This window comes from Roseovarius sp. E0-M6, assembly GCF_037083845.1.
Taxonomy (GTDB): Bacteria; Pseudomonadota; Alphaproteobacteria; order Rhodobacterales; family Rhodobacteraceae; genus Roseovarius.
Window position 1 is genome coordinate 286,981 of sequence record NZ_JBAPLA010000003.1, and the last position, 17,205, is coordinate 304,185.

The window sequence follows — 17,205 nt, forward strand, 5'->3', positions numbered from 1 at the left end:
CGTGATAGGCGGCGTGGCGCGCGGGGTCCAGTGGGAAGGCGCGCTTTTCAGGGCGCGCGCACCCGCCTATAGTCCTGCAAAAAGACGAACACATCGCGGGGCAGTATGAAAATCCTATTCATTCATCAGAATTTTCCCGGCCAGTTCAAGCATCTGGCGCCTGCGTTGGCGCAGGAGGGGCATGAGTGCCGGGCCTTGACGCTCAGGGTGGACGAGGCGACGGATTGGCGCGGGGTCGAGGTGCTTCCCTATACACTTCCCGAGCGTAAGCGGCAGGCAGTGCATCCATGGCTTGTCGATCTTGATACCAAGGTGACACGGGGCGAGGCGTGCTGGCGGGCCGCGCGCGCCCTGCGGACGGAGGGGTATGTGCCCGATCTTATCCTTGCTCACCCCGGATGGGGCGAATCGCTGTTCCTTCGCGACCTATGGCCCGAAGCACGGCTGGGGCTTTACTGTGAACTCTATCACGAAGCGGGTTATCCCCATTTGGAGTTCGATCCCGAGTTCCCTTCGCGAGAGCCCGAGATCAATCCGATGCGCATTCGCCTTAAGAATCTCAATAATCACCTGCATTTTCCAGCGGCCCAAGCGGGCATCAGCCCTACGCGATTTCAGGCGGACACCTTCCCCCCCGAATTTCGGGATCGGATCACCGTGGCCCATGACGGAATCGACACCGCGTTTTCCCGACCCGATCCGGATGTGATCCTCACACTCAAGGGCCATGCCCCCTTCACCCGCAAGGACGAGATCATCACCTTCGTCAATCGCAACCTCGAACCTTATCGCGGGTATCACGTATTCATGCGGACGCTGCCGCGGCTTTTGCAACAGCGGCCCAAAGCGCGGGTCATCATCATCGGTGGCGACGAGGTGAGCTATGGCGCGCAGCCCCCCAAGGGCAAAACGTGGAAACAGATTTTCCGCGAGGAGGTGAGGCCCGACATACCCGACGCCGATTGGGCGCGCGTGCATTTTCTTGGGCGGGTTCCCCATGCACAGTTCACGCGGGTGCTACAGTTGTCACGGGTGCATGTCTACCTGACCTACCCCTTCGTGCTGAGTTGGAGCTTGATGGAGGCGATGGCCTGCGAGGCCGCAATCGTGGCGAGCGACACGGCACCGGTGCGCGAGGTTATCCGCGAGGATGAGACTGGCCGACTTGTCGATTTCTTCGACCGTGACGCGCTGGTGGCGACGATCGGCGAATTGCTGGATGATGCGGAGGCGCGGGCGCGTCTTGGACGGGCGGCCCGGCAACTCATGGTGGAAGACTATGATCTGGCCACCGTGTGTCTGCCACGGCAGTTGGCTTGGGTGCATGCCCTGATGAAACTTCCGCTTGAGCCCGCGGCGCGTGCGTGACGCGCCGGCGTTGTTGCGGGCCTTGGTGCGGTATTAGTAGCGTCCGGCCTGAATACGCAGCTCACGGGCCCGCGACAGGATCGCGTCCTCGACGGCACGCCGCGTTTCGGCGCTGACGGCGTTGCCGCCACGGGTCTGAAGCGCGACATTGAGGGACCTGGCATCAAGCGCGGGATCGCTGATCAGAACCGTCGCACGATAGGAGGTGCCTCCGCCGGGCGGTGTGCCATAGCCGGTCGAGATGACGCCGGTGAAGGGATCGGCGGCCTGTATCGGCAGGAAGTCGAGCACGTCGAGAGACGCTGTCCAGAGAAAGCGGTTGACCTTGACAGGATTTTTGCCCGTGCGAAATGCATCGAAGAGCGAGGAGCCACTGCTCACCCGGCTTTTTGCCTCGCGCCCGGATTTCACGGTATAGGCGTCCGGATTGGTCGGGCCGATCTTGTCACGGCTGCACCCGGCAACAAGTGTCGCGCAGATCAAAGCAAGCAACACGGTTTTCAAAGGTGAAAAAGTCATTTGGTCGTCCGCTATAGCCTCTCATCCCTACTACCGGCCAGCGCGGCGTGGAGCAAGGCGTTAATGCAGATTGCTCATCGCCGCGCCTATTCCGCGATTGAAAGACGCCCGGCATAAGGCCAGATTGGGCGCCAATGTAACGGTTTGGGAAAAGGTGGATTGGACATGGGGTTGAAAGAGATCAGGGACGAGATTGCCCGCGCCGAGACAGAGGCAGGGCGCGAGGCGGGGTCGGTAACACTGATTGCCGTGTCCAAAAAGCAGCCCGATGCACGTGTCGAGGCGGTCCTTGAGGAGGGGCACCGTGTCTTTGGAGAGAATCGGGTGCAGGAGGCGGCGGACAAGTGGCCGGCCTTCCGCGAAAAATTCGATGATATCGAATTGCATATCATCGGCCCGCTTCAAACCAACAAGGTGCGTCAGGCGATGGGACTGGCGCAGGCGATTCATTCGGTGGATCGGCCCAAGCTTGCCCGGGCGATCGCCCGCATCGCACAGGAGGAGGGCCATTGCCCCGACCTCTTCGTACAGGTCAACACCGGTGAGGAAGATCAGAAAGCAGGCGTCATGCCCGGTGAAACTGACGCGTTTGTGGAAGAGTGCCGGGGTCTTGATCTGCCTGTGCGTGGGCTGATGTGTATCCCGCCGGTGGACGAAGACCCGAGCCTTCATTTCGCGCTTTTGGCCAAGATCGCGGCCCGCAACGGTCTTGCAGGATTGTCGATGGGCATGAGCGGCGATTTCGCGCGCGCGATCGCGCTCGGGGCCACGCATGTGCGTGTGGGGTCAGCGATCTTCGGAGAGCGTCCGACGCGGGGCTGATGATCCTTGATCCAATGTGCTAGCCACGCACGATGAGGCGTGCGCCGGGTGCGATGCGCGTTGCGATATCGCGAAGGTGGTCGGGGCGGAACGCCACACATCCGGCGGTCGGATAGCCCGGCCGGCGCCATTGATGCAGGAAAATGCACGACCCGTGTCCGGGCGTCGCCGCTGGCCAGTTCCAGTCCGTTACCAGCACGAGATCATAGAGCGGATCGGCGCGGCGCATCGCCTCATAGCTATAGGGGTGAGGCATCTGGGCGCGCGTGTTGTAAGCCGGATCGGCGCTGTCATCCGACCAGATATCACGCGGGTCGATGGGTGTGGCCCAAGGTGCCGGGCGCGCCAAACGATCGGGGCGATAATACATCGCCACGATGCGGTGCGCGCCGGCGGGTGTCGCCATGTCACCCTCGCGCTTGTCCGTGCGGATGCCGCCCGCGCCGATCGTGCAGGGATAATGCCGCCCCATGAAGCGCACGCCGCGCGGTGTCAGAACAAGATCCCACGGCGTCATAACGAGGCCTCGGGGCGAAAGGCGTCGGGGATCGTGTCCCGTCCTTCCAGAACGAGATCGGCCATGACCTGTGCCACCTTGGGGGCCATGCCGAAGCCGATCTTGAATCCGCCGTTTGCGATGTAGTCACCGGGATGGAGCGGGTGCGCCCCGAGCATCGGCGCACGCGAGCGGCTGCGCGGGCGCACGCCAGCCCAACGCTCAATCACCCGCGCGCCGCGCAAAAGGGGCACCGCCTTCATCGCGCGGTCGATCACATCGTCAAGCTGAGCATCCGTGGCGGTTGGATCGTCATAGTCGCGTTCCGAGGTTGAGCCGATGGCGGTGGTGCCATCGGCATGAGGCACGATATGAAGCCCCTCCGCGAACAGCTGTGGCTTGTCATGCGCGTCAAAATGAAGAAGCGCGCCCTGGCCCTTGACGCCATTGCCGATGGTCTTGCCGAAATGCGTGCTAAGCGCGGTCAGATCGGCGATGCCAGTGGCGTGAACCACCCGCCCTTTTGTGGTGCCATCGGGTGCAACCTCGCCACCGCGCGCCCGAATCGCGGCCGCCAGTGTCGCACAGGCGCGGCGCGGATGCAGCCGCGCGCTGAGAGTGTCGTGGATCACATGGCCGCTTGGGGAGTGCGGGGCCCAGAGCATGTGATCCGCAGGCACAACGCGCCATGTCGCGGCATCGCCCCAGAGCGTGCGCGCGCTCTCCTCTCGGGTGCGGGCCAGATCGAGGGCTGCCCTGTCGCCAATCGGCTGCACCCGGCCGAGCCGCCCATAGCCCGGGTTTACTCCGCCCGCCGCAGTCACTTCGTGCCAGAAGGCTTCGGCCATGAGCAGGCTGTCGAGTTGAAACTGTTTCTTGTCGTTCCAGTTCTCGGGCACATGCGGCGCAAGCGCACCCACGATACCGCCCGAGGCCCCCGCGCCGGGGCCGCCCGGGTCGATCACCCGGACGCGTGCGCCCCGCACCATGCAGGTCCACGCGATCGAAAGCCCGAATATGCCGGCGCCGAGCACTGTCACGTCTGGCATTGCCAATATGCGCCCCTCCTTGCATGGTCGCCGCGTTCCCTGACCTTTCTAGAGGATGTCACGATGCGGGGCCAGATGGCAGAGCTTGAATGGCGAGATGGCGTTGTGCCGGTCTCGACCCGGTTCGACGACCCATATTTCAGTCTGGAAAACGGGTTGGCGGAAACGCGACACGTCTTTCTTGCGGGCAATCGCCTTCCCGCGCGCTTTCGCGATGGTTTTCACGTCGCCGAATTGGGCTTTGGGACGGGGCTCAACGTGCTCACACTTGCGCTTGAATGGGCCCGGAGCGGACCAAAGGGACGGCTGCGGGTGACATCGTTCGAAGCTTTCCCGATACAGGCCGACGAAATGGCGCGTGCGCTTGCCGCGTTCCCAGAATTGTCGGAAATCGCGCCCCACCTGATCGCGCCGTGGCGCAGTGGAGAGCGCGAGATCAGGTTGCCCGGCGGCGTGGAACTGCAAGTGATCGAAGGCGACGCGCGGCTGCGGCTTGGCCCTTGGGACGGATGCGCGGATGCCTGGTTTCTGGATGGGTTTTCACCTGCGAAAAACCCCGAACTATGGGGCGCTGACCTGATGGCCGCAGTGGGCGAGCATACTGCGCCCGGCGGCACTGTCGCCACTTATACCGCTGCGGGTTTCGTCCGGCGCGGGCTGACGGAGGCCGGGTTTGAAGTCACCCGCGCGCAAGGCTATGGCCGTAAACGGCACATGACCGTGGCAAGAAAGGCCGACCCGGAATGACTGAACAAAATACTCGGCTCGGTATCCTGCTCATGGTGGCGACGACATTCGTTTTCGCGGTGCAGGACGGGATTTCGAAGCATCTTGCGAGTGAGTACAACGTCTACATGGTGGTCATGGTCCGCTATTGGTTCTTTGCCGCTTTCGTCATGAGCGTGGCCTCGCGGCAGGCGGGTGGTCTACGTGCGGCGGCCCGCACTGAGCAGCCGTTTCTTCAGACCTTCCGTGCGCTTTTGCTGGTCTCTGAAATCTGCGTCATGATCTACGGTTTCACGCTGTTGGGCCTGATTGAGGCACATGCGGTCTTTGCCTCGTATCCACTTCTTGTGGCGGCCTTGTCGGGGCCTGTTCTGGGCGAATATGTGGGTTGGCGGCGCTGGACCGCGATAGGGGCCGGCTTTGTCGGGATTCTCATCATACTCAAGCCCGGCCTGGGTGTGTTCGATCCGGCGGCCATGGTGGCGCTCACGGCGGCGTTGATGTTTGCGCTTTACGGCCTGCTCACTCGCTATGCGGCGAGGCGCGACAAGACGGCAACTTCATTCTTCTGGACCGGTACTGTCGGGGCGCTTGGGATGACTGCCGTAGGCATGTGGTTCTGGGAAACGATGATTGCACAGGACTGGGCATGGATGGCGGTGCTTTGTGTCACCGGCGCATTGGGGCACTACACCCTGATCAAGTGCTATGAGGTGGCCGAGGCAAGCGCGGTGCAGCCCTTTGCCTATCTTCAGCTTGTCTTTGCCAGTGCGCTCGGTCTGTTCGTCTTTGGAGAGGCGCTCGAGGCGAATGTGGTTCTCGGAGCCGTGATCGTTGTCGCGGCCGGTCTTTTCACCCTTTGGCGCGCCCGGGTCGCGGCCTGAACCCATGGTCAGGTGCTTGAGAAGGTTCCTGTCTCCGGGCTGCGACATGTTCGCGCCCGCAGGCGGAAATCCTTGTCTTGAATAGGATCGCGAAGCTATCAATAGTAACCATCGAGAAGCTGCCACCACCGATCTCATGTATAACAGCCTGAAAGGATATGTCGCACCGGTCTGGTGGCGGGGCTGTGCACTTTCGTCGCGCTTCGGGCTATCGCGCAACCGCTCAGCATGGCTGCGCCTGAGCTGCGGCTGATCCGCGCAACTACGTAGGTAGTAGAACTTCGCTGGACGGCGAATCAATCTTTTCGGCCAGAAGGGTGGCTGGCGCGGTCGCCGGCTCGCGCTTGAACTTGGAGCATCTATTTATCAGAATCTGAACAGGGTTCAGATGCCAACCGACAGGACGCTCACGCTTGGCTGGCAGAAGGCCTTCTGACTGTTGTTGGAGCAGAGGGCGGACCCTATGGGCCGCCCTCTGGCAACACTTACATCGTGAGGTTGGGGATGATCTGTTTCTTGCGGCTCATGACGCCGGGCAGAACGACGGTATCGCCCTCGACCGTGGTATCAAATGACTTCTCGGCGATGGTCTTGACCGTCTCGTTGGGGACCAGAAGCGTGGCTTCCTCGTTGAGGATATCCACGACGAAAAGCAAAACGTGATCGACACCATCCTCGCTGGCTACGGTCTGCATCGCCTGCATCAGGCTGTCCTTACGTTCGAGCACCATGCGCGGCGCGGTGGTTTCAAGCACGGACACCCGAAGCTTAGTCTCGTCCATGGCGAATTCCTTGCTGTCCATGCGCAAAAGCTCGGCATCCGAAAAGTCCGAAACATCTGACTTGGCGGCGAACATCTCGGCGGCATAGTCTGCCATGTCGAGGTTGAGATCCTTGGCCAGACGTTCCGCCGTTGCCTGGTCATGTGGCGTCGTGGTGGGCGAGCGAAATTCGAGCGTATCGCTGAGAATGCAGGTGAGCGCCGCGCCCTTCATGCCTTTGGGCATTTTTTCGTATGCCTCGTCGCTCATCAGGTCGAGCATGATCGTCGCCGTGCAGGCCAGAGGTCGCAGCGTGATGTCGAGGGGCGCGCGCGTTTCGATGCCGCCGACAAGACGGTGATGGTCGATGATCGCCCGCACGTCGGCGCTGTTGATGTTCTCGGGAAGCTCGGCGGGGTTATTGGTATCCACGATCACGCAGGGCTGATCGTCCTTCACGTCAGCGATGACCGTGGGCTTCGGCAGATCCCAGTATTTCAGCATAAAGGCCGCTTCGGTATTGGGTTCGCCCAGAAGGGCTGGCTCGGCATCCTCGCCTTCGATTTCATTGAGATACCATGCCCAGAGAATGGGCGATCCGGTGGAATCGGTGTCGGGTGATTTGTGGCCGAAAACGAGAGTGGTCATGATCTGGAATGTCCTTGGCTTGCACGAATTTCGGAGGCCTTATAGGCGCGCAACCGGGACTTGTCACGGGGGCGCGTGACAGCGACACTGGCAACCATGAAAACAGGCTGTGAAACTGACCTTTATGCGCCCGTTAAGGCGTTTCTCGAAGCGCTTGGTTATGAGGTCAAGGGCGAGATCGGTGCCGCCGATGTCGTGGCCGTGCGTGGCGCCGATCCACTCTTGATCGTCGAACTCAAGACGCGGTTCTCGCTCACGCTTCTTCAGCAGGCTGTGGCGCGGCAGGCAGTGACCGAAACAATCTATGTGGCTGTGCCGCGCTGGTCGGGGCGTGCGGGCTGGCGGGCATTCAAGGGTAATCTCGGACTTTGCAGAAGGCTGGGCCTGGGGGTGATGACGGTGCAGGACGACGGCACCGTTGAGGTGCATGCCGATCCTGGCCCGTTCCGCCCGCGCCGCTCCACCAAGAAGGAGACCGCGCTCAGGGCCGAGTTCGCGGCGCGGCTGGGCGATACCGCAGCAGGTGGCACGCGGGGGCGGGTGATGACCTCTTATCGGCAGGATGCGATGCGCGTCGCGGCGTATCTGGTCGCGGCAGGCGAGGCGCGGGGCGCCGATATTGCGCGCGACACTGGGGTCGCAAGGGCCACGTCGATCATGGCGGATAATCACTATGGCTGGTTCGAGCGGGTCCGGCGCGGTGTCTACACATTAAGCACCGCGGGCGCGGTGGCGAATGACGGTGCCGTTACGGAGCAAACGGAAGGCGCGTGATAGAAAACCCCTTCTTGGCCAGAAGGTTCAGCACGCCGGTTTCACCCGGAAGATGCGCCGCCCCCACAGCCACAAAGGCATCGCCCGAGAAATCATTGCCCGTCATGCGGCGCACCCAATCGCGGTTTCGTCCGTCAAGGAGTGCGGTTTCGAATGTGGCGAAATCCTCGGCCGCGGTTGGGCCGCCGTGTTCCAGCGACATCTTGCGCGAAAATTCCCACAAAAGCGCCGTGTCCTGCGACAGATATCGCACCTTCATCGTATGGGCGAGGTCATCGGGATCAATGTCGAAATAAAAAAAGAGCCTCAGCATGTCGAGCTGTTTTTCCTGTGGAAACGTATCCAGCAGGCCCAGGATTTCGACTGCATCCTCAAGTGAGCGGCTGGGATTGCCGTTGGCGGCGGCGCGCATGCCGATCAACTCGTCGATGCCCTTGGCCTCCAGAACACCGCTGCGGGCCTCGCATGGGCCAATACCAAGCATCATGGCGGCCCAGATCGGTTTGAAACGGCTGGCGATAATGGGCGGAATCTGACGGGCGCGAAACTCATCCGCGAGCTTTTCCCAATCCTCGTCGCCCAGAAGGTCGATGAGGGTCGGTCCGGATGTGAGAAACATAAGCGAAGGGTCTTCTGCCATGCGGGCCTGAAGTGCCTTGGCATCGGCATTCGACACCTCGAGCCAGACAGTGTCGGCCGCGTCGATCAACGGGGTGAGCGCCGCAAGATGCGCGTCGGTGTCATCGTGACGGAAATGGTAGGTGCCAAAGATCGTGATGCGCGTATCGCCGCGCACGGCGTGCCACAAAAGCCCCTCGCCATACGGCGCGCGGGCCGCCCGACCCACAAGTCGCGCGCGTTCGTGTTCAGGCAGGGCCTTGATAAGGTCCGTGCCTTCACAGGCGGCCGAAGCAGGCAGCAGGAAGGACACAAGGAGCCACGCCGCCGCAAGAACCGTGTGGGCTAAACTTTTCAATATGCAACGCATCGGCAAATCTGTCCTGTCATGAGGCTGAGGTTGCACGGTGCCCCGGAGCGGGCGCGATGACAACCGTCCGCGTGCCGCATCAGCCCGGATCGCGCCAGCGGTTGACGATCGGATAACGCCGGTCGAGCCAGAACGCCCGCTTGGTCAGGCGCGGGCCCGGGGCCGACTGGAACCGTTTGTATTCGCTGATGTGGAGCAGATGCTCGACCCTGCGGGCCACCTCGCGGTCAAAGCCGGCTGCGACGCAATCGGCGATGCTGCCATCCTCATCGACCAGAATATTGAGGATGGCGTCAAGATCGGGATAATCAGGCAGCGAATCACTGTCCTTCTGGTCCTCGCGCAGTTCGGCTGTGGGCGGTTTGTTGATGATGCGGGGGGGGATCACCTCGCCTGTCGGGCCCATCATCCAGTCGCGGTGATTGGCGTTGCGCCAGCGGCAGGTCTCGAACACGCGGGTTTTATACATGTCCTTGATCGGATTATAGCCGCCGGCCATGTCTCCGTAGATGGTGGCATAACCCACGGCCACCTCCGATTTGTTGCCGGTGGTCAAAAGCATTTCTCCGAACTTGTTCGACAAGGCCATGAGCAGCAGACCCCGCAGGCGCGACTGTATGTTCTCCTCGGTAAGGTCGGGTTCGGTCCCCTCAAAGAGCGGCGCAAGCGTGTGGGTGATCGCCGCGCGCCCCTCGGATATCGGCACGAAATCATAGCGACAGCCAAGGTTTTCGGCCACGGCCTTGGCATCGTCGAGCGACGCCTGAGATGTATACTCGGAGGGCAGCATCACACATCGCACATTGTCAGGGCCAAGCGCATCGGCGGCGATGGTGGCCACAATCGCGCTGTCTATGCCGCCCGAGAGGCCGAGCAGCACCTTCTTGAACCCGGTCTTCGCCATGTAGTCCCGCAAGGCGAGGGTCATGACGTGATAGTCCTGTTCCCATTCGCCGGGCAGGTGCGCGCGCTCGCCCGGCTCTGCGTACCAGCCGTCTTTGCCACGCACCATGTCGAGATGGGCGATCGCCTCTTGGAAAAGTGGCATCTGAAGTGCCAACTCACCGCCGGGGTTGAGCACGAAGCTCCCGCCGTCGAAAACCTGATCGTCCTGCCCGCCCACAAGGTTGAGATAGATGAGCGGCAGGCCGGTCTCTATCACTCGGGACACCATAAGGTTCAGGCGCGTATCCATCTTGCCGCGGTAATAAGGCGATCCATTGGGAACCAGAAGAAATTCGGCACCGGTTTCGGCGAGTGTTTCAGGCACGTCCTCGTGCCATGCGTCTTCGCAAATGGGGCTGCCGATTCGCACACCGTCAAGCGCGAAAGGCCCGCCGACAGGCGCGGACGCATAAAGGCGCTCTTCGTCGAAAACTGTCTCATTGGGGAGGTGATGCTTGAGCACCCGGCGCACCACCTTGCCGCCCGACAGGATGTGATAAGCGTTGAAAAGCTCGGCCCCTTCGATCCACGGCCCGCCTATCGCGAGCGCGGGACCATCGGCACAATCGGCGGCCAACCTGTCAATCGCATCGAACGCGTGCTGATGGAAGGCGGGCTTCATCACAAGGTCCTGCGTATTATAGCCTGTGATGAACATTTCGGGCAGTGCGACAAGATCGGCCCCCGCCGCGCGGCCCTCTTCCCATGCGGTCCGCGCTTTTGCGGAGTTGCCGTCGATGTCGCCGACGGTGGCGTTGAGCTGGGCCAATGTCAGGCGGAAGCGGTCGGGCATCGCGGGCTCTCCGGTCGGCGGAATTGGTCTGTGATTACCGGCTTGCTCCGGCGAGGGAAAGCCGAATTCGGAAAAGTCCGTTGTCACGGGGGGATGTGTCCACTAAATTTCGCGTCACTCGTGCGTGGGGTCGCGGGCAATCGGGCAGTCGGGGCTAGTTTGAATGAAAAATTCAGTGACAGGTGCATGGATGCGGGGCGCGATCATCGTGCTTGGCCTTGGCATGGCGAACATCGGCCATGCACAGGACAGCGAAGTGCGCACCAAGCAATATGACGATGGCGGCGTTTACGAGGGCACGTTCAAGAACGGCCTTCAGCACGGCACCGGCACCTACACGCTGCCCAACGGGTATACCTATACCGGTGACTGGGTCGAGGGCGAGATTCGCGGCACCGGGGTTGCCCGGTTTCCCAACGGATCGGTCTATGAGGGCGAATTCGTCGCAGGCAAGCCCAACGGCGTAGGCAAGATCACCTTTACCGATGGCGGCACCTACGAGGGCACGTGGGAAGATGGCAAGATCACCGGCGAGGGTGTGGCCAACTATGCCAATGGCGTGCGCTACGAGGGCGGCTTTTCGAACGCCATGCACAGCGGGCGTGGCACGATGTCGTCACCCAACGGCTATGTCTACGAGGGCGATTGGGTTGCGGGCGTCAAGGATGGTGAGGCCACGATCACCTACCCCGACGGTGCCGTCTATGAGGGCGAGGTCCAGAAAGGTGCGCGGCACGGTCAGGGCAAACTGACCATGCCGGACGGCCTGATCTATGAGGGGCTCTGGAAAGATGGCCAGATAGATGGTGAAGGCACGCTCACGCAGCCCAACGGCGATGTCTATGAAGGTGATCTGGTGAACGGCAAGCGCGAAGGCGAAGGCACGGTCACCTATTCCAACGGAGATGTCTACGAAGGCGAATTCCGCGACGACAAGCGCCACGGGATGGGCACCTTCACCGGCACTGACGGCTACAAGTATACCGGCACTTGGGTTGAAGGGCAGATCTCGGGCGAGGGGCGTGTGACGTATCCTGACGGCTCGGTCTATGAGGGTGAATTCGCCAATGATCTGGCCAATGGCATGGGCAAGATCACCTATCCCGACGGGGCCACCTATGAGGGGCAATGGGTCGATGGCGTGATCGAGGGGGAGGGGCGTGCGACCTACCCCAACGGGCTTGTTTATGAAGGGAGTTTCGAGAACGCCCGCAACCATGGTTTCGGCACGATGACTTATGCCGATGGCTATCGCTACGAAGGCAATTGGGTCGATGGCCAGCGCGAGGGCGATGGCGTGGCGACCTATCCCGATGGCACGGTCTATACGGGTGAGTTCGAAGACGGGCAGCGCCACGGTCAAGGCGAGATCATCATGCCCGACGGATTTTCCTACACTGGCGAGTGGCAGGAGGGCGAAATCAACGGCGAAGGCGTCGCGACCTATGCCAATGGCGATGTGTATGTCGGCAATTTCCGCAATGGCAAGCGTCAGGGTGAGGGCACTATGCGCTATGCTACGGGCGAAGAGGTGAGCGGCACATGGGTCGAGGGTGAGCCGGACGCGGAAACGCTGGTGACGACCGGCGGTGCGGCCGTGCCTGACCTACGCGACGAGGCGGGAGAAGCGGCGGACGGCGAGGCCGGCGTGGAAACGGCAGAGCCGCCAGAAGGAGAAGAGGCCACGGATAATGCCGCCGATACGTCGGTGCCCGACCTGCGCGACGACGAGGGAGAGGCGGCGGAGTAAGAGAACCGTTCGAATTTTCTTTGTCTTCGGCGAGAGTATCGTCGCCGAAAAGAAGACCGGGCAGGAGCGGGCAACGCGCCTTGGTGCCTAGACCACCTCGCCCTTGTCCAGCCGGTCGAGGATGCGTGCGGCCCCGTCGCGCACGGCATCGTGGCGTTCCGCGCCCATCCGGTCCCACGTGGCATACATCGTTCCCATGCGCGGGTTCCTTGCGAACCTGTCGCGGTGACGGTCGAGGAAATCCCAGTAAAGCAGGTTGAAAGGGCAGGCGTTCTCGCCGGTTTTGTCCTTTACGCTATACTCACATGAGGCGCAGTAATCCGACATCCGATCAATGTAAGAGCCTGAACTGACATAAGGTTTCGATGCGATCACACCACCGTCGGCCCATTGGCTCATTCCGATGGTGTTCGGGGCCTCAACCCATTCATAGGCATCGACATAAACGGCCAGATACCATTCATGAAGCTGATGCGGGTCCACACCGGCCAGCAGGGCGAAATTGCCGGTAATCATCAGCCGCTGAATGTGGTGGGCGTAGCCGTCTTCACGGGTCTGCGCGACGGCATGGCCGACACAGTTCATCCGCGTTTCTCCGCCCCAATACAGCCAAGGCAGGTCGCGGCTATGGTTCAGCGCATTTTGGTGCGGATACTCAGGCCCTTCGCGCATATAAAGGCCCCGCACATATTCGCGCCAGCCGATGATCTGGCGGATATAACCCTCGGCCGAGTTGATGGGCACCCGGCCATCTTTCCATTCCTTTTCGACACGCTGACACACTTCGAGCGGCGAAAGCAGCCCGAGATTGATGTAGGGCGAGAGGAGCGAATGGTTGAGGAACCTGTCATCGCAGAGCATCGCATCCTGATAATCGCCGAACTCTGGCAACTGATACCTTGCGAAATGATCCAGCGCGCGCAGCGCGTCGGGGCGGGTGACGGCAAAGTGAAACGGGCGCAACGCGCCGAAATTCTTCCCGAAGCGGGCTTCGACAAGGCTCAGCACCTCTTCGGTAACGTCGTCGGGGGTGAATTGCATCGGTTGGCTGCGCAGCAAGTCGGGCTGTGCTGTCTTGCGATTGTCATGGTCGAAGTTCCACTTGCCGCCTGCGGGCGCGCCGTCGTCCATCAGAAGGCCCGTCTTGCGCCGCATCTCGCGATAGAAATATTCCATGCGCAGGCTTTTGCGCCCTTTGGCCCAGTCATCGAATTCTGTTGGGCTCGCGACAAAGCGATCATCAGGTAGCATGCTCAGGGTGAGCGGCGCGTTGTTCAGCGCCTCGATCAGGCGCCATTCGCCGGGGGTGGTGGCCAGAACCTCGGTCGTGTCATATTCCTCGGCACGGCGCATCAGTTCGCCCACGATCGAGCGGGTGGCGCCCGCGTCATCAAGGTGGGTATAGGCAACGGTCCAGCCGTGTTTTTTCAGCGCCATGGCGAAATGACGCATCGCCGACAGGACAAGGGCGATCTTCTTGGGGTGATGTGCCACATAGCCGGTTTCGTCCGTCACCTCGGCCATGACGACAATATCGCGCGTTTTATCGGCCTTGCGCAAGGCCGCGACATCCATTGAAAGCTGATCCCCGAGCACCAGAATGAGGCGGCTCACCATGTCACCTTTTTGCCGGCCCAATCAAAGAATTGCCCCGTGTCGTTGGGCGTCAACCCTTCGAGAATGTCAATAAGATTGGCCGCCGCTTCCGGTGGTTCCACCGCCGGGTGCCGGCCAAGATATTTCGACGTGAGATCGGTCGCCACCGTGCCGGGATGCAACGCCACGCAGATCGACTGTTTGTGACTTCGGCCAAGTTCAATGGCGGCGGTATGGATCATCTGATTGAGTGCCGCCTTGGCCGTGCGATAACTGTACCAACCGCCGATGCCATTGTCTCCGATTGAGCCAACCCGCGCCGAAAGTGCGGCAAAGATCGCGCGGCGGTCACGCGGGAGCAGGTGCTGCGCATGCTTGAGAACCATCGAAGGGCCGATGCAATTCACCATGAATTGATCGCGCATCGCATCTGGCGTGACCTGATCGAGCGCCTTTTCCGGTTCGGCTCCGTTCACGACCAGCGCGCCGGTTGTGACGAAAACAAGATCAAAGGGCCCGTCCAGCGCCGTGAGGGTCCGTCGAACACTGTCCTCGTCGGTGATATCGAGTCCGTCGTCACTGCGAGAGAGGGTTGTGACGCGGGTTCCGGCCTCGCGCAGGTGCGACGTGATCGCGTGACCGATCCCGCCCGTGGCGCCTATGATGAGTGCATGTTCCATGGCGGATGATCTAGCGGTGTCTGCACGGGGATCAATATCGGATCAGATTGCCCCTTTTCATTTGATCCATGCTGCGTATAGTCGCAGCCATGACACGCAATGGGCATATCGCAGACTGCGCACACGGCACCAAACGCCGGACCCGTCCGCTTGCCCTGTTGATCCTAAGCCGCCTCTGAGCGTGCCGTTCTCCGGCGCGACCGCTCAGGGGATGTGCCATTTCGCGCCAGAAGCTTAGGACACGAACAAAGAGACCAGCCATGACCAAGATTGATACGCATAAGACCTCTCCTGTCGGAGAGAAGGACAAGGTCGTCATTTTCGACACCACGCTGCGCGACGGGGAACAAAGCCCGGGCGCCACGATGACCCACGAAGAAAAGCTCGAGATCGCGGGGCTTCTTGATGAGATGGGCGTCGATATCATCGAGGCCGGATTCCCCATCGCCTCAGAGGGCGATTTCCGGGCGGTGAACGAAATCGCGAAACAGTCGGAACAGTCGGTGATCTGTGGCCTTGCGCGCGCGCAATTCAAGGATATCGACCGATGCTGGGAGGCGGTGAAGGATGCCAGACGTCCGCGCATCCACACATTTATCGGAACCTCGCCGCTGCACCGGGCCATTCCGGACCTGACGCAGGACGAAATGGCCGAACGTATACACGAAACAGTGACGCATGCCCGCAACCTCTGTGACAACGTGCAATGGTCGCCCATGGATGCCACCCGCACCGAATGGGACTATCTCAAGCGCGTGGTCGAAATCGCGATCAAGGCGGGCGCGACGACGATCAACATCCCCGACACGGTGGGCTATACCGCCCCGGTGGAAAGCGCCGATCTGATCCGCCGCCTGATCAACGAGGTGCCGGGTGCCGATGAGATCGTCTTTGCCACGCATTGCCATAACGATCTGGGCATGGCGACGGCCAATAGTCTGGCGGCTGTGGCGGGTGGCGCGCGTCAGATCGAATGCACGATCAACGGCCTTGGCGAACGTGCGGGCAATACTGCGCTGGAAGAGGTCGTCATGGCGATGAAGGTGCGCGGTGACATCATGCCCTATCGCACCGGCATCGACACGACGAAGATCATGCACATCTCGCGCCGGGTCGCTGCTGTGTCAGGCTTCAACGTGCAATTCAACAAGGCGATTGTTGGCAAGAACGCCTTTGCGCACGAATCCGGCATCCACCAAGACGGGATGCTCAAGAACGCCGAGACGTTCGAGATCATGCGTCCCGAGGATGTGGGCATGACCGGCACGTCGCTGCCTCTGGGTAAGCATTCGGGTCGCGCCGCGCTTCGCGCCAAGCTCAAGGATCTGGGGCACGACGTCGGTGAGAACCAGCTCAAGGATGTTTTTGTCCGGTTCAAGGATCTCGCCGACCGCAAGAAGGAAGTCTATGACGAGGATATCCTCGCTCTGGTGCAAACCGCAGGCGATGCGGAGACACATCTGGACCTCATCAACCTCAAGGTCGTATGCGGCACCGGTCCCGCGGAAGCCGTGATCGAGATGGACGTGGAAGGTGCCGAGAAGACCGCGACCGCACAGGGCGACGGCCCGGTGGACGCGACGTTCAAGGCCGTGCGTGAATGCTATCCCAACGATGCCAAGCTTCAGCTTTATCAGGTGAACGCCGTGACCGAAGGCACCGATGCGCAGGCCACGGTCAGCGTGAGGCTCGAGGAAGATGGCAAGATCGCGACCGGCCAATCGGCCGACACCGACACTGTTGTCGCTTCGGCGCGGGCCTATATTCATGCGCTGAACCGTCTGATTACGCGGCGTGGCAAATCCGGGGGCGACGTGCCTGAAGTCAGCTACAAAGACCTGACCTGAGAGGTTATTGCGTGCGCCGTTCGTTTCATCAGGTGCCAACGGCGCGCGCAATGTTTCAGGCGTGAACCACGGTTCCCACCAGCAGGCAGACAGCCGCCATGGCCGAAGCCGCAGTGCGCAAATGATTCAACCTTGTCCATCTCCGTGCGTAGACGCGCCAATAGTCGCGCGCCTCTGTGCTGTCGGTGGGTAAGGCTTCAAGGTGATTGTTCATCGGCACATTGCCCAGAAGGGTGACGGCGAATGTTCCCATCATATAAATGACGGCGCCCGCGACGAACCAATCCCGTGATGGGCCTTCGATCGCCAGCCACGCATAGGCGGCAAGCCCGGTCATGACTGGCACCAGCAGAAGCAACCCCGTCACGAAAGCCGATCTGAGCACTTTGCGATTGATGACCTGCATCGCCTCGAGGCCCGAATTTGGCCGCGCCGCAGTCAGGGATCGCATGATGAAATCCGAAAACGCCAGAAAGACGCCTGCGACCAAAGCGGTGGTGACCGCAGTGGCCCCGAAAAGAAACTGGATAAGAATGTCTGACATGAAAGTATCTCCTTT

Annotated in this window: 16 protein-coding genes; 7 read left to right on the top strand and 9 right to left on the bottom strand. The window is 61.3% G+C overall.

What is annotated here, in order from left to right; all coding sequences use genetic code 11:
* The first annotated feature begins 105 nt into the window (after positions 1–105).
* Entirely contained in the window at positions 106–1,368 is a 1,263-nt protein-coding gene (locus V8359_RS11210) for a glycosyltransferase (RefSeq protein WP_336428953.1), read from the top strand.
* Between the two features lie 33 nt (positions 1,369–1,401).
* Here the strand turns inward: V8359_RS11210 and V8359_RS11215 are convergent, their stop codons facing one another.
* Positions 1,402–1,887: a DUF3576 domain-containing protein gene (locus tag V8359_RS11215; RefSeq protein WP_336428954.1), complete on the bottom strand. Its 486-nt coding sequence runs from the start codon at positions 1,885–1,887 to the stop codon at positions 1,402–1,404.
* A gap of 165 nt (positions 1,888–2,052) precedes the next feature.
* On the opposite strand from V8359_RS11215, the gene V8359_RS11220 reads away from it, so the two are divergent.
* A complete protein-coding gene (locus V8359_RS11220) occupies positions 2,053–2,709 on the top strand; it encodes a YggS family pyridoxal phosphate-dependent enzyme (protein ID WP_336428955.1) in 657 nt (218 codons plus the stop codon).
* Between the two features lie 19 nt (positions 2,710–2,728).
* On the opposite strand, the gene V8359_RS11225 is transcribed toward V8359_RS11220, so the two are convergent.
* The gene (locus tag V8359_RS11225; protein WP_336428956.1) at positions 2,729–3,226 is read right to left on the bottom strand and encodes a L,D-transpeptidase family protein; all 498 of its coding nucleotides are present in this window, start codon (positions 3,224–3,226) and stop codon (positions 2,729–2,731) included.
* Positions 3,223–4,254 (bottom strand): NAD(P)/FAD-dependent oxidoreductase, encoded by a 1,032-nt coding sequence (locus tag V8359_RS11230; protein WP_336428958.1) that lies wholly within the window; start codon positions 4,252–4,254, stop codon positions 3,223–3,225. The genes V8359_RS11225 and V8359_RS11230 overlap by 4 nt, the downstream gene beginning before the upstream one ends.
* Before the next feature lie 63 nt (positions 4,255–4,317).
* Between V8359_RS11230 and mnmD the strand changes: the two genes are divergently transcribed.
* Together mnmD and V8359_RS11240 are read left to right on the top strand one after the other, a co-directional pair.
* Positions 4,318–5,001 (top strand): tRNA (5-methylaminomethyl-2-thiouridine)(34)-methyltransferase MnmD, encoded by a 684-nt coding sequence (mnmD, locus tag V8359_RS11235; protein WP_336428959.1) that lies wholly within the window; start codon positions 4,318–4,320, stop codon positions 4,999–5,001.
* The gene (locus V8359_RS11240) at positions 4,998–5,864 is read left to right on the top strand and encodes a DMT family transporter (protein WP_336428960.1); all 867 of its coding nucleotides are present in this window, start codon (positions 4,998–5,000) and stop codon (positions 5,862–5,864) included. Before mnmD ends, V8359_RS11240 begins: the two co-directional genes overlap by 4 nt.
* Positions 5,865–6,349: 485 nt before the next feature.
* Here V8359_RS11240 and V8359_RS11245 read toward each other — a convergent pair whose 3' ends face one another.
* The gene (locus tag V8359_RS11245) at positions 6,350–7,273 is read right to left on the bottom strand and encodes a manganese-dependent inorganic pyrophosphatase (RefSeq protein ID WP_336428961.1); all 924 of its coding nucleotides are present in this window, start codon (positions 7,271–7,273) and stop codon (positions 6,350–6,352) included.
* Positions 7,274–7,369: 96 nt separating this feature from the next.
* On the opposite strand from V8359_RS11245, the gene V8359_RS11250 reads away from it, so the two are divergent.
* Entirely contained in the window at positions 7,370–8,047 is a 678-nt protein-coding gene (locus tag V8359_RS11250) for a DUF2161 domain-containing phosphodiesterase (RefSeq protein ID WP_442970363.1), read from the top strand.
* On the opposite strand, the gene V8359_RS11255 is transcribed toward V8359_RS11250, so the two are convergent.
* Positions 8,022–9,023: a TraB/GumN family protein gene (locus V8359_RS11255; RefSeq protein ID WP_336428965.1), complete on the bottom strand. Its 1,002-nt coding sequence runs from the start codon at positions 9,021–9,023 to the stop codon at positions 8,022–8,024. The genes V8359_RS11250 and V8359_RS11255 overlap by 26 nt on opposite strands.
* Before the next feature lie 91 nt (positions 9,024–9,114).
* Complete coding sequence (locus tag V8359_RS11260) at positions 9,115–10,773, bottom strand: NAD+ synthase (RefSeq protein WP_336428966.1); 1,659 nt, start codon at positions 10,771–10,773, stop codon at positions 9,115–9,117.
* Between the two features lie 223 nt (positions 10,774–10,996).
* Here V8359_RS11260 and V8359_RS11265 point away from each other — a divergent pair, with 223 nt between their 5' ends.
* Complete coding sequence (locus V8359_RS11265) at positions 10,997–12,523, top strand: MORN repeat-containing protein (RefSeq protein WP_336429052.1); 1,527 nt, start codon at positions 10,997–10,999, stop codon at positions 12,521–12,523.
* Positions 12,524–12,610: 87 nt separating this feature from the next.
* On the opposite strand, the gene V8359_RS11270 is transcribed toward V8359_RS11265, so the two are convergent.
* Positions 12,611–14,140, bottom strand: coding sequence for a cryptochrome/photolyase family protein (locus V8359_RS11270; protein ID WP_336428968.1), 1,530 nt, complete (start codon positions 14,138–14,140; stop codon positions 12,611–12,613).
* Positions 14,134–14,799 (bottom strand): SDR family NAD(P)-dependent oxidoreductase, encoded by a 666-nt coding sequence (locus V8359_RS11275; RefSeq protein ID WP_336428969.1) that lies wholly within the window; start codon positions 14,797–14,799, stop codon positions 14,134–14,136. Before V8359_RS11275 ends, V8359_RS11270 begins: the two co-directional genes overlap by 7 nt.
* Before the next feature lie 260 nt (positions 14,800–15,059).
* Here V8359_RS11275 and V8359_RS11280 point away from each other — a divergent pair, with 260 nt between their 5' ends.
* Positions 15,060–16,646, top strand: coding sequence for a 2-isopropylmalate synthase (locus V8359_RS11280; RefSeq protein ID WP_336428970.1), 1,587 nt, complete (start codon positions 15,060–15,062; stop codon positions 16,644–16,646).
* 55 nt (positions 16,647–16,701) lie between these two features.
* Here V8359_RS11280 and V8359_RS11285 read toward each other — a convergent pair whose 3' ends face one another.
* Positions 16,702–17,190, bottom strand: coding sequence for an anthrone oxygenase family protein (locus V8359_RS11285; RefSeq protein WP_336428971.1), 489 nt, complete (start codon positions 17,188–17,190; stop codon positions 16,702–16,704).
* Positions 17,191–17,205 lie beyond the last annotated feature (15 nt).